This is a genomic window from Pseudomonas neuropathica, from assembly GCF_015461835.1.
Classification (GTDB): domain Bacteria; phylum Pseudomonadota; class Gammaproteobacteria; order Pseudomonadales; family Pseudomonadaceae; genus Aquipseudomonas; species Aquipseudomonas neuropathica.
Genome location: NZ_JACOPX010000001.1, coordinates 496,517 through 518,769 on the forward strand (window position 1 = coordinate 496,517; position 22,253 = coordinate 518,769).

General features: G+C 60.1%; 21 protein-coding genes and 1 pseudogene. 14 read left to right on the top strand and 8 right to left on the bottom strand.

Annotated elements, in window-relative coordinates:
* Nucleotides 1–20 precede the first annotated feature (20 nt).
* Entirely contained in the window at nt 21–641 is a 621-nt protein-coding gene (locus tag H8F23_RS01970; protein WP_007919317.1) for a TetR/AcrR family transcriptional regulator, read from the bottom strand.
* A 139-nt stretch (nt 642–780) separates the two neighbouring features.
* Between H8F23_RS01970 and copC the strand changes: the two genes are divergently transcribed.
* Together copC and copD are read left to right on the top strand one after the other, a co-directional pair.
* The gene (copC, locus tag H8F23_RS01975) at nt 781–1,143 is read left to right on the top strand and encodes a copper homeostasis periplasmic binding protein CopC (protein WP_194933232.1); all 363 of its coding nucleotides are present in this window, start codon (nt 781–783) and stop codon (nt 1,141–1,143) included.
* Between the two features lie 3 nt (nt 1,144–1,146).
* Nucleotides 1,147–2,004, top strand: coding sequence for a copper homeostasis membrane protein CopD (copD, locus tag H8F23_RS01980; RefSeq protein WP_194933233.1), 858 nt, complete (start codon nt 1,147–1,149; stop codon nt 2,002–2,004).
* Between the two features lie 120 nt (nt 2,005–2,124).
* Here the strand turns inward: copD and H8F23_RS01985 are convergent, their stop codons facing one another.
* Entirely contained in the window at nt 2,125–3,267 is a 1,143-nt protein-coding gene (locus tag H8F23_RS01985; protein ID WP_194933234.1) for an HlyD family secretion protein, read from the bottom strand.
* Nucleotides 3,264–4,919 carry an MFS transporter gene (locus tag H8F23_RS01990; RefSeq protein WP_194933235.1) on the bottom strand — a complete coding sequence of 552 codons (1,656 nt, stop codon included), beginning with the start codon at nt 4,917–4,919 and terminating at the stop codon, nt 3,264–3,266. The genes H8F23_RS01985 and H8F23_RS01990 overlap by 4 nt, the downstream gene beginning before the upstream one ends.
* Before the next feature lie 308 nt (nt 4,920–5,227).
* Here H8F23_RS01990 and H8F23_RS01995 point away from each other — a divergent pair, with 308 nt between their 5' ends.
* The 6 genes from H8F23_RS01995 to H8F23_RS02020 all read left to right on the top strand — a co-directional run bounded on the left by H8F23_RS01995 (nt 5,228) and on the right by H8F23_RS02020 (nt 11,464).
* Nucleotides 5,228–6,523, top strand: coding sequence for an OprD family porin (locus tag H8F23_RS01995; protein WP_194933236.1), 1,296 nt, complete (start codon nt 5,228–5,230; stop codon nt 6,521–6,523).
* 276 nt (nt 6,524–6,799) lie between these two features.
* Nucleotides 6,800–7,624: an NAD-dependent epimerase/dehydratase family protein gene (locus H8F23_RS02000; RefSeq protein WP_194933237.1), complete on the top strand. Its 825-nt coding sequence runs from the start codon at nt 6,800–6,802 to the stop codon at nt 7,622–7,624.
* A gap of 30 nt (nt 7,625–7,654) precedes the next feature.
* Nucleotides 7,655–8,548 carry an SMP-30/gluconolactonase/LRE family protein gene (locus tag H8F23_RS02005; protein ID WP_194933238.1) on the top strand — a complete coding sequence of 298 codons (894 nt, stop codon included), beginning with the start codon at nt 7,655–7,657 and terminating at the stop codon, nt 8,546–8,548.
* Between the two features lie 60 nt (nt 8,549–8,608).
* Complete coding sequence (locus tag H8F23_RS02010; RefSeq protein WP_194933239.1) at nt 8,609–9,580, top strand: TRAP transporter substrate-binding protein; 972 nt, start codon at nt 8,609–8,611, stop codon at nt 9,578–9,580.
* 76 nt (nt 9,581–9,656) lie between these two features.
* Nucleotides 9,657–10,184, top strand: coding sequence for a TRAP transporter small permease (locus H8F23_RS02015; protein ID WP_038365548.1), 528 nt, complete (start codon nt 9,657–9,659; stop codon nt 10,182–10,184).
* Complete coding sequence (locus H8F23_RS02020) at nt 10,184–11,464, top strand: TRAP transporter large permease (protein ID WP_099756578.1); 1,281 nt, start codon at nt 10,184–10,186, stop codon at nt 11,462–11,464. Before H8F23_RS02015 ends, H8F23_RS02020 begins: the two co-directional genes overlap by 1 nt.
* Nucleotides 11,465–11,506: 42 nt before the next feature.
* On the opposite strand, the gene H8F23_RS02025 is transcribed toward H8F23_RS02020, so the two are convergent.
* From H8F23_RS02025 to H8F23_RS02035, 3 genes are all read right to left on the bottom strand, one after another.
* Nucleotides 11,507–12,307, bottom strand: a complete 801-nt coding sequence (locus H8F23_RS02025; RefSeq protein ID WP_194933240.1) for a sulfite exporter TauE/SafE family protein — start codon at nt 12,305–12,307, stop codon at nt 11,507–11,509.
* Between the two features lie 9 nt (nt 12,308–12,316).
* Nucleotides 12,317–13,561, bottom strand: a complete 1,245-nt coding sequence (locus H8F23_RS02030) for an NAD(P)/FAD-dependent oxidoreductase (RefSeq protein WP_194933241.1) — start codon at nt 13,559–13,561, stop codon at nt 12,317–12,319.
* A gap of 169 nt (nt 13,562–13,730) precedes the next feature.
* On the bottom strand, nt 13,731–14,072 hold the full coding sequence (locus H8F23_RS02035; RefSeq protein ID WP_007915092.1) for an ArsR/SmtB family transcription factor: 342 nt from the start codon (nt 14,070–14,072) through the stop codon (nt 13,731–13,733).
* A gap of 91 nt (nt 14,073–14,163) precedes the next feature.
* Between H8F23_RS02035 and H8F23_RS02040 the strand changes: the two genes are divergently transcribed.
* The gene (locus H8F23_RS02040; protein WP_194933242.1) at nt 14,164–15,027 is read left to right on the top strand and encodes an MBL fold metallo-hydrolase; all 864 of its coding nucleotides are present in this window, start codon (nt 14,164–14,166) and stop codon (nt 15,025–15,027) included.
* An 87-nt stretch (nt 15,028–15,114) separates the two neighbouring features.
* On the opposite strand, the gene bkdR is transcribed toward H8F23_RS02040, so the two are convergent.
* Nucleotides 15,115–15,603: a Bkd operon transcriptional regulator BkdR gene (bkdR, locus tag H8F23_RS02045; protein WP_008059350.1), complete on the bottom strand. Its 489-nt coding sequence runs from the start codon at nt 15,601–15,603 to the stop codon at nt 15,115–15,117.
* A gap of 185 nt (nt 15,604–15,788) precedes the next feature.
* Here bkdR and H8F23_RS02050 point away from each other — a divergent pair, with 185 nt between their 5' ends.
* The 5 genes from H8F23_RS02050 (at nt 15,789) to H8F23_RS02070 (ending at nt 21,968) form a co-directional block, all read left to right on the top strand.
* Nucleotides 15,789–17,024 (top strand): 3-methyl-2-oxobutanoate dehydrogenase (2-methylpropanoyl-transferring) subunit alpha, encoded by a 1,236-nt coding sequence (locus tag H8F23_RS02050; RefSeq protein WP_077573470.1) that lies wholly within the window; start codon nt 15,789–15,791, stop codon nt 17,022–17,024.
* A 1-nt stretch (nt 17,025) separates the two neighbouring features.
* A complete protein-coding gene (locus H8F23_RS02055; protein ID WP_003224000.1) occupies nt 17,026–18,084 on the top strand; it encodes an alpha-ketoacid dehydrogenase subunit beta in 1,059 nt (352 codons plus the stop codon).
* Nucleotides 18,085–19,353: a dihydrolipoamide acetyltransferase family protein gene (locus H8F23_RS02060; RefSeq protein WP_194933243.1), complete on the top strand. Its 1,269-nt coding sequence runs from the start codon at nt 18,085–18,087 to the stop codon at nt 19,351–19,353.
* 7 nt (nt 19,354–19,360) lie between these two features.
* Nucleotides 19,361–20,734 carry a dihydrolipoyl dehydrogenase gene (lpdA, locus tag H8F23_RS02065; RefSeq protein WP_194933244.1) on the top strand — a complete coding sequence of 458 codons (1,374 nt, stop codon included), beginning with the start codon at nt 19,361–19,363 and terminating at the stop codon, nt 20,732–20,734.
* Nucleotides 20,735–20,948: 214 nt separating this feature from the next.
* Entirely contained in the window at nt 20,949–21,968 is a 1,020-nt protein-coding gene (locus H8F23_RS02070; protein WP_007915073.1) for a branched-chain amino acid aminotransferase, read from the top strand.
* Nucleotides 21,969–22,125: 157 nt separating this feature from the next.
* Here the strand turns inward: H8F23_RS02070 and H8F23_RS29180 are convergent.
* A pseudogene (locus tag H8F23_RS29180) lies at nt 22,126–22,253 on the bottom strand (IS481 family transposase); the annotation flags it as partial.

Here is a 22,253-nt window from a genome sequence, read left to right on the forward strand (position 1 = left end):
TCAGCCTTTGATCTTGCTCTTCAAGGCTCCAGCCCGATCCCGCGCAATATCACACTCGTCACCGTCTGCACCGCCCGCTCAAACTGCATGTCCGACAACGGCTGATGCTCATTCAGAATATTCACCTGATGATCAAAGTCGGCATAGTGCTGGGTCGACGCCCAGATCATGTACAGCAAACTCGACGGTTCCACCGGCAAAATCCGCTTGTCCTCGACCCACTGACGAATCTTCGCTTCCTTCATCTTCGCCCAGTCATACAGACTGACATCCAGCGCCTCGCCCAACGTTGGCGCGCCGTGGATGATCTCGTTGGCCCAGACTTTCGAGCCATACGGACGGCTGCGCGAATGGTTCATCTTGGCGCGGATGTAGCTGCTCAGCACCACGCGCGGATCGTCGAACATCTCGAAACACAGCGCATCCTGTTTCCATACTTCCAGCAGATCGAACAGCACCGCGCTGTACAGTTCGCTCTTGGTGCTGAAGTAATAATGCAGATTGGAACGCGGCAGTTGCACTTCCGCCGCGATGTCGGCCATGGCCGTGCCGCCGAAGCCTTTTTCGGCGAAGACTTTTTCCGCCGCGAGGAGAATTTTCTCGACGTTGTTGCGACGAATCTCGATCTTGTGATTGCCCATGAGGGCTCCCTGACAACAGCGTTGCCCAAGACTAGCATCCGCTCTGGTGCGCGGGCGACCGCTGCAAACAAAACTTCGTACTGGCGTGAGCGGATAGCTAAACTGACGCTTCTTCGATCCTGCCTCAGAGGTATCCGCGATGCTGTTCAAGAACGTCCTGACCACCACTGCCCTGCTCGCTTCGCTGTTCGCCGCATCTTCCGTGTTTGCCCATGCCCACCTGAAAAGCCAGACCCCGGCCGCCGACAGCACCGTCGCCGCTCCCGCCGATTTGCGCCTGACCTTTTCCGAAGGTGTCGAGGCCAGTTTCACCAAAGTCACCCTGACCCGCGATGGCGCACCGGTCGCGGTCAAAGCGCTGACCACCGAGGGCGACAAGAAAACCCTGATCGTTACCCCCGCAGCTCCTTTGAGCGCTGGCGAGTACAAAGTCGAATGGCACGCAGTGTCTGTCGACACGCACAAAAGCGAAGGCGCCTACCAGTTCAAGGTGAGTCAGTAATTCATGAGTGAAGCGCTGGTGCTGTGCCGCTTTGTGCATTTCATCGTGGTGTTGATGCTGTTCGGGGCCTGGCTGTTCAGGCCGTTGCTGCTCAAGGATGAAGCGCCACAAGTGGATCGGCACCTGGCGCGACTGGCGCGTTGGCTGGCGACTGTGGCACTGCTCAGCGGGATTGCCTGGGCGCTGTTGATCACCGCGAGCATGGCCGGTTCGGCAGCGGCGGCGGTTGACCCGGACACGGTTGCGCTGGTGCTGGGCAATACGTTTTTTGGTCAGGTGTGGCGTTGGCATCTGCTGATCAATGCTGCACTGCTGGCGTTATTGTTCACGCCTTGGCGCTCAAGCATGCCGTTGCGACTGGGCTTGAGCGCATTGTTGCTCGCGACCCTGGCCCCGGTCGGACACGGCGCCATGCTCGACGGGTTGAGTGGGCAATTGCTGATTCTCAACCAGATCGTGCATCTGACCTGCGTGGCGGCGTGGCTCGGCGGGTTGTTGGTGCTGGTGCTGATCCTGCGTCAGCCGACGGAGCCGATGCCGGCGATTTTGCGGCGTTTCAGCGGGGTCGGTTATGCGCTGGTTGCGGGGCTGCTGCTGACGGGATTGATCAATGTCCGCGTGCTGACCGGCCAGTGGTGGCCGACGCCGTTGTTCAGCGGGTTTGCGTTGATTCTGTTGATCAAGGCAATGCTGGTGTTGGCCATGCTCGGATTGGCGCTGTTCAATCGCTTGCGCATTGAAGATTGTGAACAGCGGATGGGCGCGCTCAGGCGCAGTGTGATGCTGGAGTGGTTGCTCGGCATTGGCGCGGTGGCGGCCGTCTCGCTGCTGGGCACCCTGCCCCCGATGATCACAATCTAAAGATCATGGAGATCCAATGTAGGAGTGAGCCTGCTCGCGATAGCGGTGTGTCAGTCAAATATCCCTAACTGACACACCGCTATCGCGAGCAGGCTCACTCCTACAGGGGAATTGTGTGAATCAGTGGGGCTGGGTATCGCCCGCTGCGGTGTCGATGCTGACCACCACCGACATCCCCGGCCGCAACCGCTGCTCTTCCTGCTGATCCGGATCGATGGTGATCCGCACCGGCACCCGCTGGGCAATTTTGACGAAATTGCCGGTGGCGTTGTCCGCCTGCAACAGGGCAAATTCCGAGCCCGTCCCCGGCGAAATATGCTGCACATGCCCGGTGAATCGGCGGTGATTCAGCGCATCGACGGTGAAGCGCACCGGTTGCCCGACGCGCACGTTGTCCATCTGGGTTTCTTTCATGTTGGCGATCACCCATTTCTGGTTTGGCACCAACGCCATCAACTGCGCTCCGGAGTTGACGTAAGCACCGAGGCGCACGCCGATCTGCCCGAGCTGGCCGTCACGCGGCGCAACGATACGTGTGTTCGACAGATCAATCCGCGCCAGTTGCACCGCCGCTTCGGCGCTGGCCACGGCCGCCTCCAGCGAGCCTCGATTGACGATCACCGTTTGCAGATCCTGACGGGCGATCTCCAGATTGGCCTTGGCTTGCGCGACCGCCGCAATGCTTTGCGCATTCGCCGCCAGCGCGACGTCCATCTCGCGCTTTGACACCGAACCGTCGCGCACCAATTCCTGATTGCGGCGCAGATCTGCCTCGCTTTTGCGCAACTGCGCTTCGCTGTCGGCCTGCACCGCCTGACGCAATTTGATCGTCGCCTCGGCGCTGTTGCGTTGCTGCACCACATTGGCCAACGCGGCTTTCTGCACCGCCAGTTGCGCCAGTGACTGGTCGAGTCGCTGCTGATAGATGCGGTCGTCCAGACGCACCAGCAAATCCCCGGCTTTCACGTACTGGAAATCCTGCACCGGCACCTCGTAAACATAACCGGCGAGCTGCGGGCCGATGATCGTCACTTGCCCACGAATCAGGGCGTTTTCGGTGGTTTCGACCGCACTGCTGAACGGCGGCAATTGCCAGGCATACAGCACGATCAACACGCCAACGATGGCAATCGCGGCAAAGCCCAGCGAAGAAATGATCCGCACCCGCAGCGAGCGCGGCTCGGTATTCGGCGATGACGGCGGCGCCACACCTTCGGGCGTGGCGGCAATGGCATTGGTGGTTGTGGTGGTCGGTTCGGTCATGAAGAAGTGGCACCGCTCGAAGGTGTGGAAGGCGCAGTGGCGACGGCTTTGGTGGTGCTCATCAGCCACAGCGCACGAATGGACAGCCAGATCATGGTCAGCACAGCAATCACGGCGATCAGCATGAACACATCGTTATAGGCCAGGACGTTGGCCTCTCGGGTCGCGGCGTTGGACAGGCTGCGAATCCCCGCCAGGTTGCGCAGACTCGGGTCGGCCAGCAACGAGCCATACGCCGAACCGCCGCTCTGCACGCGCGCGGCCACCAAGGGGTCAGACAGCGTCAGGTGCTCAACGATGTGACTGGAATGAAATTTTTCCCGGACGATCTGGAAGGTGCCCAGCAGCGCCGCACCGAGCAGGCCGCCGAGGTTGTTGCAGATCCCGAACAACACGGAAAAACTCACCAGATTGCGCGGATTGGTCAGCACGTTGCGCGTACCGAAAACCATGGTCGGGCCGAGGAAAAACGTGCTGCCGAACGCCAGCAGAAACTGGCTGAAGTAGAGGTTTTCCGGACGGGTCAGGTTGTTGGAAAAACTGTCCATCACCGACCCGGTGGCCATCAGCCCCAGCGAGATGATCAACGGCATCAGCAGGTGTTTCGGGTCGATGGTCAGCGCACTGGTCAACAGCCCCGCGACACTGCCGATCAGCATTACCACGTAGAGGCTGTGCAACTGCTCATAGCCCATGTTCAGGTTCTGCATGAAACCGACCGCACCGGTGGACTGCTCCGAGGTGACCATGCGAATCAGGGTCACCGCCAGCGCCAAGCGGATCATCGTCCCGCTGCCAAGCCAGCGGGTCATCAGCAGCGGGTTGCTGCGGTTATGTTCGATGGCCAGACCGGCGAGGATCAAAGCAATCGAGGCAGCCAACGCGTAGCCGATCCAGTTGGCCTCGAGCCACCAGTCAATCCGCCCCAGCGACAACACCGCACACAGTAGCGCCACGCCAGTGGCGAGAATGGCGAAGGTGAGAAAGTCGAGTTTTTCGAAGGTTTTGAAGCGGTCGCCCGGCGGCAACTTGAGCATCAATACACAGCCCAGAGACAGCAGTGCCATGCCCAGTTCGAACAGATACAAGCCGCGCCATTCGGCGATCTGCAGCAAGTCTTCGGAAAACAAACGCGCCAATGGCAAGGCCAGTTGCGAGGTGCCGAGACCGAGCACCAGCGCCTTCAACCGCCACTTCGCCGGGAACGCCTGGACCATGTAATACAGGCCCAGCGAACTCAGCGCCGCACCCACCATGCCGTGGGCCGCGCGCACCGCCACCGCCGAATTCAGATCGTTGACGAACAGATGGCCGAAAGTCACCAGCGCATACAACACCAGAAACACTTCGGTGAATGCACGCAAACCGAACTGCTGACGAAACTTCACCAGCAATAGGTTCATCGACACGTTGGTCATCACATACGCCGCCGGCAGCCAGGCCATTTCCGCCGTGGTCGCACCGAGTGCGCCTTGCAGATAAGGCAGGTTGGCCACCACCAGCGAGTTGCCCAAGCCACCGGTCACCGCCACCAGTAAACCGACCAGCGCATAGGCCAGGCGCTTGGGGTTGGAGTGCAAGGGCGTCGAGGGGGAACCGGGCAGACTGGGCTTTTCGTGGGGCTGCCAGTTGCGCGGGGCGTATTGATCCATGGCATGGCCTTGTGCGGAAGGTGGGTGAAGTTTGCCGCAAATTCACCGGCAACACACATCCCATGGACAACACAAATCCCTTGTAGGAGTGAGCCTGCTCGCGATCGCGGAGTGTCAGTCAACATTTTCATCGTAGATAGACCGCTATCGCGAGCAGGCTCACTCCTACAGGAGATCCGGGTGAACCAAAAAGTCATCGTATAACTTTGAGTTGACATTCCCGGAAAACCTAGGAAATATCCGCAACCATGTTGTACGACGACGTATGACAAATAATAAAAACAACAAACGAAACAGGGAGCGTCACAGTGAGCACACTCGTCTGCAGTTCCGCCCGCCCTTCCCGCTTTACCACGCTTCGCCCGTGTACCACCCTTGGCCTGATCAGCTGTAGCAGCCTGGCTCTGGCCTTGCCGATAAGCGCCAATGCCGAAGGCTTTCTTGAAGACAGCAAAGCCACGCTGAATCTGCGCAACGCCTACTTCAACCGCAACTTCGTCAACCCCGCCTACCCACAAGGCAAGGCTGAGGAATGGACGCAGAACTTCATCCTCGATGCCAAATCCGGCTTCACTCAGGGCACCGTCGGCTTCGGCCTCGATGTGCTGGGGATGTATTCGCAGAAGCTCGATGGCGGCAAAGGTACGGGCGGTACGCAACTGTTGCCGATCCACGATGACGGGCGTCCGGCCGACAATTTCGGACGGCTCGGCGTGGCGTTGAAGGCCAAAGTCTCGAAGACCGAATTGAAGGTCGGCGAATGGATGCCGGTGCTGCCGATCCTGCGCTCTGACGATGGCCGCTCGCTGCCGCAAACCTTTCGCGGCGGGCAGATCACCTCCACCGAGATCAACGGCCTGACCGTCTACGGTGGCCAGTTTCGCGGCAACAGCCCGCGCAACGATGCGAGCATGGAAGACATGTCAATGAACGGCCGTGGCGCGTTCACTTCCGATCGCTTCAACTTCGGCGGCGGCGAATACACCTTCAACGACAAGCGCACCCTGGTCGGCGTGTGGTACGCCGAACTCAGCGACATCTACCAGCAGCAGTATTTCAATCTCAGCCACAGCCAGCCGTTGGGCGACTGGACGCTGGGCGCCAACCTCGGTTTCTTCACCGGTAAGGAGGACGGCAGCGCCCAGGCCGGCGACCTCGACAACAAGACTGCGTTCGCCCTGCTTTCGGCCCGCTACGGCGGCAACACTTTCTATGTCGGTCTGCAAAAACTCAGTGGCGACGACGCGTGGATGCGGGTCAACGGCACCAGCGGCGGCACCCTCGCCAACGACAGTTACAACGCCAGTTACGACAACGCCAAAGAGCGCTCCTGGCAGTTGCGCCACGACTACAACTTCGTCGCCCTCGGTGTTCCGGGCCTGACCCTGATGAACCGCTACATCAGCGGCGACAACGTGCACACCGCCACCACCAATGACGGCAAGGAATGGGGCCGCGAGTCGGAACTAGCCTACACGGTGCAGAGCGGCCCGTTGAAAAACCTCAACGTGAAATGGCGCAACGCGACGATACGCCGGGACTTCAGCACCAACGAGTTTGACGAGAACCGGATCTTTATCAGTTATCCGATTTCGTTGTTGTAACCACCAGGCGCCGCAAAACCCCTGTAGGAGTGAGCCTGCTCGCGATAGCGGTGTGTCAGCCGCCTCTTCCTCAACTGACACACCGCTATCGCGAGCAGGCTCACTCCTACAGGGGATTGCATTGCAAGGAGGGAATTGTGCTGAAGGCAATGGAACCAGGCCTTCCGTCATTTACACCAAAAGTCGCGTTGACAAGTTCCGGAAACCCTATCGATACTTCCACGCAGTCATACGACAACCTACAACAAACCTAATAACAACGTGTAAGGGATTGCCATGACATCTACCTCCACTCCCCGCGCCCCGTTCAACCGTCTGCTGCTGACCGGCGCCGCCGGTGGTCTGGGCAAAGTTCTGCGCGAACGGATGCGCCCTTATGCCAATGTCCTGCGCCTATCGGACATCGCCGCCCTCGCCCCGGCCGTCGATGACCGCGAAGAAATCGTGGTCTGCGACCTCGCCGATAAACACGCCGTGCATCAACTGGTCGAAGGCGTCGATGCGATCCTGCATTTCGGCGGCGTCTCCGTCGAGCGGCCCTTCGAAGAAATCCTCGGCGCCAACATCTGCGGCGTGTTTCACATCTACGAAGCGGCGCGCCGGCATGGCGTGAAGCGGGTGATCTTCGCCAGTTCCAACCACGTTATCGGCTTCTACAAACAGGACGAGCCGCTCGACGCCAGCTCCGCGCGCCGTCCCGATGGCTACTACGGACTGTCCAAGTCCTACGGCGAAGACATGGCCAGTTTCTACTTCGATCGCTATGGCATCGAGACCGTCAGCATCCGCATCGGCTCCTCGTTTCCCGAGCCGCAAAACCGCCGAATGATGCACACCTGGCTGAGTTTCGACGACCTCACGCAATTGCTCGAACGCGCGCTGTACACACCGAACGTTGGCCACACCGTGGTCTACGGCATGTCCGCCAACAAGGACGTCTGGTGGGACAACAAATTCGCCAGCCACCTCGGCTTCGAGGCGAAGGACAGCTCCGAAGTGTTCCGTGAAAAAGTCGAGGCGCAGCCCATGCCGGCAGCCGATGACCCGGCACGGATCTATCAGGGCGGCGCGTTTGTTGCCGCAGGTCCGTTCGGCGACTGATCACCCTGACAACGACGCGAAGGAATGAGTATGCAAGCCGAATTGATCGTCGATGCCCGCAACGCCGTGGGCGAAAGCCCGGTCTGGGTGTCGCAGGAAAACGCGCTGTATTGGGTGGATATTGCCAACGGCGGGCTGCAGCGCTGGAGCGCCGACACCGGCCACGTGCATGCCTGGAAAACCCCGGAAATGCTCGCCTGCATCGCCCGTCACAGCAATGGCGGCTGGGTCGCCGGCATGGAGAGCGGCTTTTTTCATCTGCACCCACACAGCGACGGCAGCCTCGACAGCGAGTTGCTCGCCACCGTCGCGCACAGTCGCGCAGACATGCGCCTCAACGATGGTCGCTGCGACCGACAGGGCCGTTTCTGGGCCGGCAGCATGGTGCTGAACATGGGCCTGGGTGCACCCGAAGGCCGGCTCTACCGATACGGCGCCGGGCAATCTGGCGTGATCGCAGCGCAGCTCGACGGCTTCATCGTGCCCAACGGCCTCGGTTTCAGCCCAGACGGCAAAACGATGTACCTGTCCGACTCGCACCCCGACGTGCAACTGATCTGGGCGTTCGATTACGACACTGACACCGGCACACCGTCGAACCGCCGCGTCTTCGTCGACATGAATCACTTTCCCGGGCGGCCAGATGGCGCTGCCGTGGATGCTGAAGGTTTTTACTGGATCTGCGCCAACGACGCCGGCCTGATTCACCGCTTCGCGCCGGACGGTCGTCTTGATTTCTCACTGGAGGTGCCGGTGAAAAAACCGACGATGTGTGCCTTCGGCGGCAGCCGCATGGACACCTTGTTCGTCACCTCGATTCGTCCCGGCGACGACCACGATCCGCACTCACTGGCCGGTGGCGTATTCGCCCTGAACCCCAACGTCAAAGGCCTTGCGGAACCCTTGCTCAACGATTCGCTTTAAACCCTCTGCTGCACCGCTGCGCCTTGAACACAACAATAACAAGACTGGAGACTCACCCCCATGAACTTCAAACGCACCTTGCTGGCCGCTGCACTCCCGCTGATGTTTACCTTCACTGGCGCCGCTCAGGCACTGCAACTCAAATTCGCCGACATCCACCCCAAAGGCTATCCAACCGTGGAAGCCGAAGAAACCATGGGCAAGTCCCTGACCAAGGAAACCAACGGCGAGCTGACCTTCCAATACTTCCCGGGCGGCGTACTGGGCTCCGAAAAGGAAGTCATCGAGCAGATGCAGGTCGGCGCAGTACAGCTGTCTCGCGTCAGCCTCGGTATCGTCGGCCCGGTGGTACCGGACGTGAACGTGTTCAACATGCCGTTCATCTTCCGCGACCATCAACACATGCGTAACGTCATCGACGGCCCGGTGGGCGACGAAATCCTCGACAAAATCACCAACTCGGAATTCGGCCTGGTGGCCCTGGCCTGGATGGACGGCGGCACGCGCAACATTTACACCAAGAAACCGGTACGCAAGCTCGAAGACCTCAAGGGCATGAAAATCCGCGTGCAAGGCAACCCGATGTTCATCGACATGATGAACGCCATGGGCGGTAACGGGATCGCCATGGACACCGGCGAGATCTTCAGTGCCCTGCAGACCGGCGTGATCGACGGCGCGGAAAACAACCCGCCGACCCTGCTCGAACACAACCACTTCCAGAACGCCAAGTTCTACAGCCTGACCGGTCACCTGATCCTGCCAGAGCCGATCGTGATGTCGAAAATCACCTGGGAAAAACTGACCCCGGATCAACAGGCGCTGGTCAAGACAGCCGCCAAGGCTGCCCAGGCCGAAGAGCGCGTGCTGTGGGACAAGAAGTCCGCTGCCAGTGAAGAAAAACTCAAGGCGGCCGGCGTCGAGTTCATCGAGGTCGACAAGAAACCCTTCTACGACGCCACCGCACCGGTGCGGGAAAAGTACGGCGCGAAGTATGCCGACCTGATCAAGAAAATCGAAGCCGTTCAGTAACGTCTCCCGCTCCGTCCTCATGAACAAGGCCCGGTGCGCCCGATGACTGCGGCGCGCCCGGTTACGGTGGAACCCGATGAAGAATCTACTGCTGCGTATCAACGACAAGATCTACATGACGTGCATCTGGGTCGCCGGCCTTTCCGTCCTGGCGATTTCCCTGATGATTCCCTGGGGCGTGTTCGCCCGTTACGTGCTGGGCACCGGTTCGAGCTGGCCCGAGCCCACAGCGATCCTGCTGATGATGGTGTTTACCTTCATCGGCGCTGCCGCCAGTTACCGCGCCGGTGCGCACATGGCCGTGGCCATGCTCACCGACCGCATGCCTCCACAGCTGAGATCTGCGGCGGCGATATTCTCGCAACTGCTCATGGCGGCGATCTGCATCTTCATGACGATCTGGGGCGCCAAACTGTGCATGTCCACCTGGAACCAGTTCATGGCAGCCCTGCCCGATCTGCGGGTAGGCGTGACCTATCTGCCGATTCCTGTGGGCGGTTTGCTGACGCTGATTTTCGTGCTGGAAAAACTCTTGCTCGGTGACCAGAGCAAACGGCGGGTCGTGCAGTTCGATCTGGTTGAAGAAAGTGAAGGTGCCGCTTAATGGACGCTCTGATTCTGCTGGGCAGTTTTATCGTATTGATCCTGATCGGCATGCCCGTCGCCTACGCGCTCGGCGCGGCCGCCCTGATCGGTGCATGGTGGATCGACATTCCGTTCCAGGCGGTGATGATTCAGGTCGCGTCGGGGGTGAACAAATTCTCGCTGCTGGCCATTCCGTTCTTCGTCCTGGCCGGGGCGATCATGGCCGAGGGCGGCATGTCCCGTCGCTTGGTGGCGTGTGCCGGGGTGCTGGTGGGGTTTGTCCGCGGCGGTCTGTCATTGGTCAACATTGTCGCCTCGACTTTCTTCGGCGCGATCTCCGGTTCTTCGGTGGCCGACACCGCGTCGGTGGGTTCAGTGCTGATTCCGGAAATGGAACGCAAGGGCTATCCACGGGATTTCTCCACCGCCGTGACCGTCAGCGGCTCAGTGCAAGCACTGTTGACTCCGCCAAGCCATAACTCGGTGCTCTACTCCCTGGCCGCCGGTGGTACGGTTTCGATTGCCTCGCTGTTCATGGCCGGCATCGTGCCGGGCCTGATGATGAGCGCCTGCCTGATGGTGCTGTGCCTGATCTTCGCGAAAAAGCGCAACTACCCCAAAGGTGAAGTCATCCCGATGCGCCAGGCGTTGAAAATCGTCGGCGAGGCCCTCTGGGGCATGATGGCGATGGTGATCATCCTCGGCGGTATCCTTTCGGGGATCTTCACCGCAACCGAGTCGGCGGCGATTGCCGTGCTGTGGTCATTCTTCGTGACCATGTTCATCTACCGCGACTACAAGTGGAGCGAACTGCCGAAACTGATGCACCGCACCGTGCGGACGATTTCGATCGTGATGATCCTGATCGGTTTCGCCGCGAGCTTCGGCTACATCATGACCCTGATGCAGATCCCGGCGAAGATCACCACGCTGTTCCTGACCCTGTCGGACAACCGCTACGTGATCCTGATGTGCATCAACGTCATGCTGCTGTTGCTCGGCACGGTGATGGACATGGCGCCGCTGATCCTGATCCTGACGCCGATCCTGATGCCGGTGATTCTCGGCATCGGTGTGGATCCGGTGCAGTTCGGCATGATCATGCTGGTCAACCTCGGGATCGGGCTGATAACACCACCGGTGGGCGCGGTGTTGTTTGTCGGTTCGGCGGTGGGCAAGGTCAGTATCGAGAGCACTGTGAAAGCGCTGCTGCCGTTTTACGCGGTGCTGTTCCTGGTGTTGATGCTGGTGACCTACATTCCGGCGATTTCGCTGTGGTTGCCGCATCTGGTGTTGTAAGCGGTTAATGGATCGCAGCCCTCACGGGCTGCGATTTTTGCTTTACGCCCGCAACAACATATACCCCGCCACCACCAGACAGACACTGGCAAATCCCACCTGCAACGCCCGCGCCGGCACCCGCGCACAGAGCTTGCGCCCGATGATCATGCCGACAATGCTGGCGACGATAAACGCCGCACCCTGCGCATCAATCCGCACGCCTGCGTGAAACGAGCCGATCACCCCGATTGCCGAAATCAGACTGATCACCATCAACGACGTCGCGACAATTCCGCGCATCTGCACGTCAGTCAGTTGCTTGAACGCCGGCACGATCAAGAAGCCGCCACCGACGCCGAGCAAACCGGACACCACCCCGGTAATCGCGCCCAGTGCAGCCAGCGTTGCGGTGCATTTGGCGGTCCAGTCGAAGCGCCCGGTTTCTTCGTTGAGCATGCAATTCTTCTGACCCCAACTGGCGTGCCCGTGATCACTCGGCCCTTCCTGTTGACGCTCGCGGCGCAGCATGCGCCAGGCCACCATGACCATCAGCAGACTGAACAGGGTCATCAGGATTTTCTCCGGCAACTGGTGCGCGAAGTAGATCCCCAATGGCGAAAACACCGCGCCGAGCGCGGCAATCAACAACGCCGCGCGATAGCGCACCAGGCCATGACGCAAACCGTCGATAGCCCCGACCGCCGCCGCACTGCCCACCGCAAACAACGCCACCGGCGCTGCCTGAGTCATCGTCCAGCCGAGGCCGAGGACCAGCGCCGGCACCGCGAGAATCCCACCGCCGGCCCCGGTCAAACCGAGCACCAACCCCATCACCACACCAAACAGGCTTGCCAGCAACATAGGATGTTCTCAGTCGACTTTGGACAGGCCGGTCAGCCACTCGCGCCCTTTGAGCATGCCGTTCCAGTAGAACCACGGCAGCAGCGTCGCCTTGAGCAACCACGCCGAGCGCCGCGCCACGGTCGGGTCCATCGGGAAGGTCGGCAGCAACTTACCGGCATAACCGAACTCGGCAAGAATCACCTTGCCCTTCTCCACCGTCAGCGGGCAGGAACCGTAACCGTCGTACTTCAGCGGCAGCGGTTGCTGCTTGCGCTGGGCGAGCAGGTTTTCCGCGACCACCACCACTTGTTTGCGCACGGCTGCGGCGGTTTTCGCATTGCTGGTGCCGCAGATATCACCCAGCGCGAACACCTCGGGATAACGCGGATGCTGCAGGCTGTGCGGATTGACTTCGCACCAGCCGGCCGCATCGGCCAATGCGCTTTGCGCGATGAAATCCGGCGACACCTGCGGCGGCACAACGTGCAGCAGATCGAAGGTTTTCGCCTCGCGGATGACATTGCCATCGCCATCCTTAATCTCGAACCACGCGGTTTTCGCCGGGCCGTCGACCTTGACCAGATTTGAATTGAACGCCAACTGCGCGTTGTATTTCTCGATGTACTTCATCAACGGCGGCACGAACGTCGCCACGCCAAACAGTGCGGCACCGGCCAGGTTGAATTCGACATTGATATTGTTCAGCGCACCGTTTTTACGCCAGTGATCGCAGGACAGGTACAGCGCTTTTTGCGGCGCTCCGGCGCATTTGATCGGCATCGCCGGTTGGGTGAACAGCGCCTTGCCGCCGCGCAGTTTCTGCACCTGATCCCAGGTGTACTGCGCGTGCTGATAGCTGTAATTGGAGGTGACGCCGTGTTGGCCGAGGCTCTCTTGCAAGCCTTCGATCTTCTCCCAGGCCAGGCGCAGACCGGGGCAGACGATCAGGTTCTGATAGCTGACCGTGCGTTGATCGCTGAGGGTGAGTTTGCGTTGGTCCGGGTCGATTGCGGTGACCGCCGCTTGCAACCAGTTCGCTTGCTTGGGCATGACCTTGTTCATCGGTCTTGCGGTGTCTTTGACGTCGTAGGCGCCACCGCCGACCAGCGTCCACGCCGGTTGGTAGTAATGCTGGGCGCTCGGTTCGATCACGGTAATTTTCAGCGCCGGGTCACGCTTGAGCAGGCTGGCGACAAAACCGATACCGGCCGTACCGCCGCCGATGACCACGATGTCTGCACTGATGGATGGGCCCCAGTGTTGATCGTTCATTGCTTGTTCCTTTTGCTGCACGCAAGGATTTTTCTAGCCAGCACACAAGTCCCCATGTGGGAGCGAGACTGCTCGCGAAGGCGGCGTATCAGTCGATGCAAGTATTGCCTGACCTAGCGCTTTCGCGAGCAGGCTCGCTCCCACATTGAACCAGTGTCATGGCTGGCATTTATTGATGGCCCAGACTTTTCAGCACGGCGCCGCAATACAACCCGGAGAGCGTTTTCATCACCTGAATGACTTCCGGACTGGCAAGGCCGTAAAAAATGTACTTGCCTTCACGACGGGTCGCGACCAGGCCTTCATCCCGCAGGATGCCCAGTTGCTGGGACAGTGTCGGCTGGCGTACGCCGGTCATCTTTTCCAGTTCGCCAACGTTGCGTTCGCCCTGGGTCAGTTGGCAGAGGATCAACAGGCGATCCTCATTGGCCATGGCCTTGAGCAACGCGCAGGCCTTGGAGGCCGAGGCGCGCAGTTGGGCGACTTCACATTCGGTCAGACTGGATTGCATTTGCACGAGGCCTTCAAGGTCACTTAAGCTGCGAACATTATGTTTTTAGATAAAGTGTTGCAACCCATTTTCCTTGTTCAGGTTGGTGTCCATGCCCGCGCAGATTGAAGCTTTCCTCGACCCCGCCTCTTCGACCTACAGCTACGTGGTCTATGAAACCGACGGCGGGCAATGTGCGATCGTCGATCCGGTGCTCGATTACGACGGCGCCGCCGGGCGTACCTGCACCGCCCAGGCCGACAAAATCATCGCCTTCGTTCGCGCCCACAACTTGCAAGTGCAGTGGCTGCTGGAAACCCATGCCCACGCCGATCACTTGTCCGCCGCGCCGTATCTGCGCCGGGAGCTGGGTGGAAAAATCGCCATTGGCGAATCGATCAGCAAAGTGCAGAACGTGTTCAAGGCGCTGTTCAATCTGGAGCCGGAATTCTGCGTCGATGGCTCGCAGTTCGATCATCTGTTTGCGCCGAACGAGTCATTCAGGATCGGCAATCTCAAAGCCACTGCCCTGCATGTACCTGGGCATACCCCGGCGGACATGGCCTACTTGATCGACGGCGAACAGATTCTGGTGGGCGACACGCTGTTCATGCCCGACGTCGGCACCGCGCGCTGCGACTTTCCCGGCGGCAACGCCCATCAGTTGTTCAACTCGATTCAAAAACTGCTGGCCTTCCCGGCCAGCGTGAAACTCTACGTCTGTCACGATTACCCGCCCGAGGGCCGCGCCGCGCAGTGCCAGACCACCGTCGGGGAGCAGCGCAAAAGCAATATTCATGTGCATGACGGGATTGATGAGGCGGCGTTTGTCGAAATGCGCACCCAGCGTGATGCCGGGCTGGGCATGCCGACGCTGTTGCTGCCGGCGATTCAGGTCAATGTGCGGGCGGGGAATCTGCCAGCGGCGGAAGACAACGGTGTGGTTTACCTGAAGATTCCGCTCAATAAGCTTTAACAGCACAAGATCGCAGCCTGCGGCAGCTCCTACAGTTGGAACGCGTTTTCCCTGTAGTAGCTGCCGCAGGCTGCGATCTTTTGATCTTCACGTCCCCAACGTCAAACCGTTCGCCGGCAGCGGCAATGCAGTTTTGTATCTCACTTGCTTCAGCGCAAAGCTTGAGCGAATGTTCGCCACCCCCGGCACTTTGGTCAGGAAGTCCATCATGAAGCGTTCGAGCGACTGAATGGTCGGCACCAGGACCCGGATGAGGTAATCCGGGTCTCCGGCCATCAGGTAGCACTCCATCACTTCCGGGCGATCTGAAATCGCTTCCTCGAAATGCTGCAACGCCTCCTCGACCTGTTTCTCCAGGCTGACATGGATGAACACGTTCACATGCAGCCCCAGCAGGTCGGCATCGAGCAACGTCACTTGCTCGCGAATCAGCCCTAATTCCTCCATCGCTTTCACCCGATTGAAACACGGCGTCGGCGACAGATTCACCGAGCGTGCGAGGTCGGCGTTGGTGATGCGCGCATTCTCCTGAAGGCTGTTGAGAATGCCGATGTCGGTACGGTCCAGTTTGCGCATGAGACAAAACCACCTGTTTTTTATGTTTATGCAGAATTTCTATCTGCAAATCATCTCCAGCGCAACGAAACAGAGATAAATATTCTTCTGGCCCGGGCCTATGATTGTTGTAGGACAAGATTTCTTCTACCGAAGAATGACTGCCAGCTCACTACAAGAAACTCACAAGATCGAGCGTAGAAGCCATGACCCAAGCGTATGAACCGCTGCGTCTGCACGTCCCTGAACCCTCGGGCCGTCCAGGCTGCAAAACCGATTTTTCCTACCTGCATCTGACCGATGCCGGTACGGTGCGCAAACCTTCCATTGATGTCGAACCTGCCGACACCGCCGACCTGGCGCGTGGGCTGATTCGCGTGCTCGACGATCAGGGCAACGCCCTCGGCCCTTGGGCTGAAAACGTCCCGGTCGAGATCCTTCGCAAGGGCATGCGCGCCATGCTCAAGACGCGGATCTACGACAACCGCATGGTGGTCGCCCAGCGTCAGAAAAAAATGTCGTTCTACATGCAAAGCCTTGGCGAAGAAGCCATCGGCAGTGCTCAGGCCCTGGCCTTGAACATCGACGACATGTGCTTTCCGACCTACCGCCAGCAAAGCATCCTGATGGCCCGCGAAGTGCCGCTGGTCGACCTGATCTGCCAACTGCTGTCCAACGAGCGCGATCCGCTCAAAGGCCGCCAGTTGCCGATCATGTACTCGGTCAAAGACGCCGGTTTCTTCACCATCTCCGGCAACCTCGCGACCCAGTTCATTCAGGCGGTCGGCTGGGGCATGGCTTCAGCGATCAAGGGCGACACGAAAATCGCTTCGGCGTGGATCGGCGACGGCGCTACCGCCGAATCGGACTTCCACACCGCCCTCACCTTCGCCCACGTTTATCGCGCGCCAGTGATCCTCAACGTGGTGAATAACCAGTGGGCGATCTCGACCTTCCAGGCCATCGCCGGTGGTGAAGCCACCACCTTCGCCGGACGCGGTGTGGGTTGCGGCATCGCTTCGCTGCGCGTGGATGGCAACGACTTCTACGCGGTCTACGCCGCCTCTGCCTGGGCTGCCGAACGCGCCCGCCGCAACCTCGGCCCGACCATGATCGAATGGGTCACCTACCGCGCCGGCCCGCACTCGACCTCCGACGATCCTTCGAAATACCGTCCGGCCGATGACTGGAGCCACTTCCCGCTCGGCGACCCGATCGCCCGCCTGAAACAGCACCTGATCAAGGTCGGCCACTGGTCGGAAGAAGAGCACACCGCCGTCAGCGCCGAGCTCGAAGCCGAAGTGATTGCCGCGCAGAAACAGGCCGAACAGTACGGCACCCTCGCCGGCGGCCAGATTCCAAGCGCCGCGACCATGTTCGAAGACGTCTACAAAGAGATGCCGGAGCACTTGAAGCGCCAGCGTCAGCAGTTGGGGATCTGACATGAACGATCACAACAACAATATTCAGTTGGAAACCGCCATGACCACAACCACCATGACCATGATCCAGGCCCTGCGCTCGGCCATGGATGTGATGCTTGAGCGTGACGACAATGTCGTGGTGTTCGGTCAGGACGTCGGCTACTTCGGCGGCGTGTTCCGCTGCACCGAAGGCCTGCAGACCAAGTACGGCACCTCCCGCGTATTCGACGCACCGATCTCGGAAAGCGGCATCGTCGGCGTGGCTGTCGGCATGGGTGCTTATGGTTTGCGCCCGGTTGCCGAAATTCAGTTCGCCGACTACGTCTACCCAGCCTCCGACCAGATCATTTCCGAAGCCGCGCGCCTGCGTTATCGCTCGGCCGGCGAGTTCACCGCGCCGATGACCCTGCGCATGCCCTGCGGCGGCGGTATCTACGGCGGCCAGACCCACAGCCAGAGCATCGAGGCGATGTTCACTCAGGTTTGCGGTCTGCGCACGGTCATGCCATCCAACCCGTATGACGCCAAGGGCTTGCTGATCGCCTCCATCGAAAACGATGACCCGGTGATCTTCCTTGAGCCGAAACGCCTGTACAACGGCCCGTTCGATGGCCACCACGATCGCCCGGTAACGCCGTGGTCGAAACACCCGCAAGCCCAGGTGCCGGACGGTTACTACACCGTGCCGCTGGACGTCGCCGCGATCACCCGTCCGGGCAAGGACGTGACCGTGCTGACTTACGGCACCACCGTTTACGTGTCGCAAGTCGCTGCCGAAGAATCCGGCGTGGATGCAGAAGTCATCGACCTGCGCAGCCTGTGGCCGCTGGACCTGGAAACCATCGTCAAGTCGGTGAAGAAGACCGGCCGTTGCGTGGTGGTTCACGAAGCCACCCGCACCTGCGGTTTCGGCGCCGAACTGGTGTCGCTGGTGCAAGAGCATTGCTTCCATCACCTGGAAGCGCCGATCGAACGCGTCACCGGTTGGGACACCCCCTACCCGCACGCGCAGGAGTGGGCGTATTTCCCAGGGCCGTCCCGAGTGGGCGCGGCGTTGAAACGGGTTATGGAGGTCTGAATGGGCACGCACGTTATCAAGATGCCGGACATCGGCGAAGGCATCGCAGAAGTAGAACTGTCGCAGTGGCACGTCAAGGTTGGCGATCTGGTGGTTGAAGATCAGGTGCTGGCGGATGTGATGACTGATAAGGCGATGGTCGATATTCCATCGCCGGTACACGGGAAAGTGATTGCGCTCGGCGGTCAGCCGGGTGAAGTGATGGCAGTTGGCAGTGTGCTGATCAGCATCGAGGTTGAAGGTGCCGGCAATCTGAAAGAATCGGCCGCGCCTGCTCCCGTCAAAGAAGCGCCTGCTGCACCGAAGGTTGAAACCATGGTGGAAAGCAAACCTGCTGCTGCACCTCGTCCTGCTGCAGTTTGCCAGGGCCCGATGGTTGCGCGCGAAGCAGACGAGCGTCCGCTGGCCTCGCCGGCCGTGCGCAAACATGCGCTGGATCTGGGCATTCAATTGCGCCTGGTGCGCGGTTCCGGCCCGGCCGGTCGTGTGCTGCACGAAGACCTTGAGGCTTATCTCGCACAAGGTCAGTCGAACGCTTCAGCACCGGTTGCTGCCGCGTACGCCCAGCGCAACGACGAAGAACAGATTCAAGTCATCGGCATGCGCCGCAAGATCGCCCAGCGCATGCAGGACGCCACGCAGCGTGCAGCGCACTTCAGTTATGTCGAGGAAATCGACGTCACCGCGATTGAAGAACTGCGCGCGCATCTCAATGAAAAACACGGCGCCAGCCGTGGCAAGTTGACCTTGCTGCCGTTCCTCGTCCGCGCTCTGGTTGTGGCCCTGCGCGACTTCCCGCAGATGAACGCCCGTTACGACGACGAAGCCCAGGTCATCACCCGCCTCGGTGCGGTGCATGTCGGCGTCGCCACGCAAAGCGATGTCGGCCTGATGGTGCCGGTGGTGCGTCACGCCGAGGCGCGCAGCCTGTGGGACAGCGCTACAGAAATCTCGCGTTTGGCCAACGCCGCGCGCAATGGCAAGGCCAGCCGTGATGAACTGTCCGGCTCGACCATCACCCTGACCAGCCTCGGTGCGCTGGGCGGCATCGTCAGCACGCCGGTGCTGAATCTGCCGGAAGTGGCGATCGTCGGCGTGAACAAAATCGTCGAACGGCCGATGGTCGTCAAAGGCCAGGTGGTGATCCGCAAGATGATGAACCTCTCCAGCTCCTTCGATCACCGCGTGGTCGACGGCATGGATGCGGCACTCTTCATCCAGGCCATTCGTGGCTTGATCGAACAACCCGCCACTTTGTTTGTGGAGTAAGGCGCGCATGCAATCTCTGAACACTACGCTGCTGATCATTGGCGGCGGCCCCGGCGGCTATGTAACGGCGATCCGCGCCGGGCAACTGGGCATCCCGACGATTCTGGTCGAAGGCCAATCGCTGGGCGGCACCTGCCTGAACATCGGCTGCATCCCGTCGAAAGCGCTGATTCATGTGGCTGAGCAATTTCACCAGACCCGGCATCACAGCCAGCATTCGGCGCTGGGCATTAGCGTTGCCGCACCGAGCCTCGACATCACGAAAAGCGTCGAGTGGAAGGACGGCATCGTTGATCGCCTGACCACTGGCGTGGCGGCGCTGCTGAAAAAGAACAAGGTTCAGGTCATCAATGGCTGGGCCAAAGTCATCGACGGCAAGACTGTTGACGTCGGCGAAACGCGCATCCAGTGCGAACATTTGGTGCTGGCCACCGGTTCGACCAGCGTCAATCTGCCGATCCTGCCAATTGGCGGGCCGATCATCTCCTCCACCGAAGCGCTGGCGCCGAAATCCGTGCCGAAACGTCTGGTGGTGGTGGGCGGTGGTTACATTGGTCTGGAACTGGGCATTGCTTATCGCAAGCTCGGTGCCGAGGTCAGTGTGGTCGAGGCGCAGGATCGTATCTTGCCGGCCTACGACGCAGAGCTGACGCAACCGGTGCATGACGCGCTGAAGCAACTGGGTGTGAAGCTGTATCTGAAACACAGCGTGCTGGGTTTCGATGGCACGTTGCAGGTGCGCGATCCGGAAGGCGAAACCCTGAACCTGGAAACCGATCAGGTGCTGGTCGCCGTCGGCCGCAAACCGAATACCCAGGGCTGGAACCTCGAAGCGCTGAATCTGGACATGAACGGCTCGGCGATCAAGATCGACAGCCGCTGCCAGACCAGCATGCGCAACGTCTACGCCATTGGCGACTTGAGCGGCGAGCCGATGCTGGCCCACCGCGCCATGGCTCAGGGCGAGATGGTTGCCGAGTTGATCAGCGGCAAAACCCGTGAATTCAACCCGACTGCGATTGCTGCCGTGTGCTTCACCGACCCGGAACTGGTGGTGGTCGGCAAGACGCCGGACGAGGCCAAGGCTGCAGGTCTGGACTGCATTGTTTCGAGTTTCCCGTTCGCCGCCAATGGCCGGGCGATGACGCTGGAGTCGAAAAGCGGCTTCGTGCGCGTGGTCGCTCGTCGGGACAACCATGTGATTGTCGGTTGGCAAGCGGTGGGCGTTGGCGTGTCGGAGTTGTCGACAGCGTTTGCGCAAAGCCTGGAAATGGGCGCGCGGCTGGAAGACATCGGCGGCACCATTCATGCGCATCCGACTTTGGGTGAAGCGGTGCAGGAAGCGGCATTGCGTGCCCTCGGGCATGCGTTGCACCTGTAGGCCCCTTCGCGAGCAAGCTCGCTCCCACATTTGGAATGCATTCCCCTGTGGGAGCGAGCTTGCTCGCGAATTCCTGAGGGCAACACGATTTATCTGTGTGCCATCCGATAGTCCGGGCTGCGAAACCGCTCAAGAATGAAGTATTGTTGTGCCCATCCAAAAAACGTCAGAAGCCTTGAACCGTTTCGGCGGTTGTTCAGTGATAGAGGGTGTCATGGGTAACGAAAGCATCAATTGGGACAAGCTGGGTTTTGACTACATCAAGACCGACAAACGCTATCTGTCGTACTTTCGCGATGGCGAGTGGGACAAAGGCACCCTGACCGAAGATAACGTGCTGCACATCAGCGAAGGCTCGACGGCCCTTCACTATGGCCAGCAGTGCTTCGAAGGCATGAAGGCCTATCGTTGCAAGGACGGCTCGATCAACCTGTTCCGCCCGGACCAGAACGCCCTGCGCATGCAACGCAGCTGCGCGCGTCTGCTGATGCCGACGGTCGACACCGAGCAGTTCATCGAAGCCTGCAAAGCCGTGGTCCGCGCCAACGAGCGCTTCATTCCGCCATACGGCACTGGCGGCGCGCTGTACCTGCGTCCGTTCGTGATTGGCGTCGGTGACAACATCGGCGTGCGCACTGCACCCGAGTTCATCTTCTCGATCTTCTGCATTCCGGTCGGCGCCTACTTCAAGGGCGGCCTGACCCCGCACAACTTCCAGATCTCCAGCTACGACCGCGCCGCCCCACAAGGCACTGGCGCAGCCAAGGTCGGCGGCAACTACGCGGCCAGCCTGATGCCGGGTTCGAAAGCGAAGAAAGCCAACTTCGCCGACGCGATCTATCTGGATCCGATGACCCACACCAAGATCGAAGAAGTCGGTTCGGCCAACTTCTTCGGGATCACCCACGACAACAAGTTCATCACCCCGAACTCGCCGTCGGTTCTGCCAGGCATCACCCGCCTGTCGTTGATCGAACTGGCCAAGACCCGTCTGGGCCTGGAAGTGGTGGAAGGCGACGTGCTGATCGACAAGCTGTCGGACTTCAAGGAAGCCGGCGCTTGCGGTACAGCTGCGGTGATCACCCCGATCGGCGGGATCAGCTACAACGACCATCTGCACGTGTTCCACAGTGAAACCGAAGTCGGCCCGGTGACCCAGAAGCTCTACAAAGAGCTGACCGGCGTGCAGACCGGCGACATCGAAGCGCCAGCGGGCTGGATCGTCAAGGTTTGATCTGACGGCGATTGATGTAGAAAAGCCCTCCACCGAGTGATTGGTGGGGGGCTTTTTATTGTGCCGGGATTTTTATGTCGTGCTGGAGATCCTCGCCCCCTCACTGTAGAGACCGGTACATCCTTTACAAATTAGACCGGGGACATCGTTTACACCTTTACAGGCTTGAAACGCGTTTGGCGCCGCTTTCAAGCCTGCCTAAACAGTGGCTGCAAAGGTACAGTTCCCAAGCGTCATCAGCCACTTCCTTCAGCGCGATGTCCTCTCCAATCAGAGCCTCTCCTA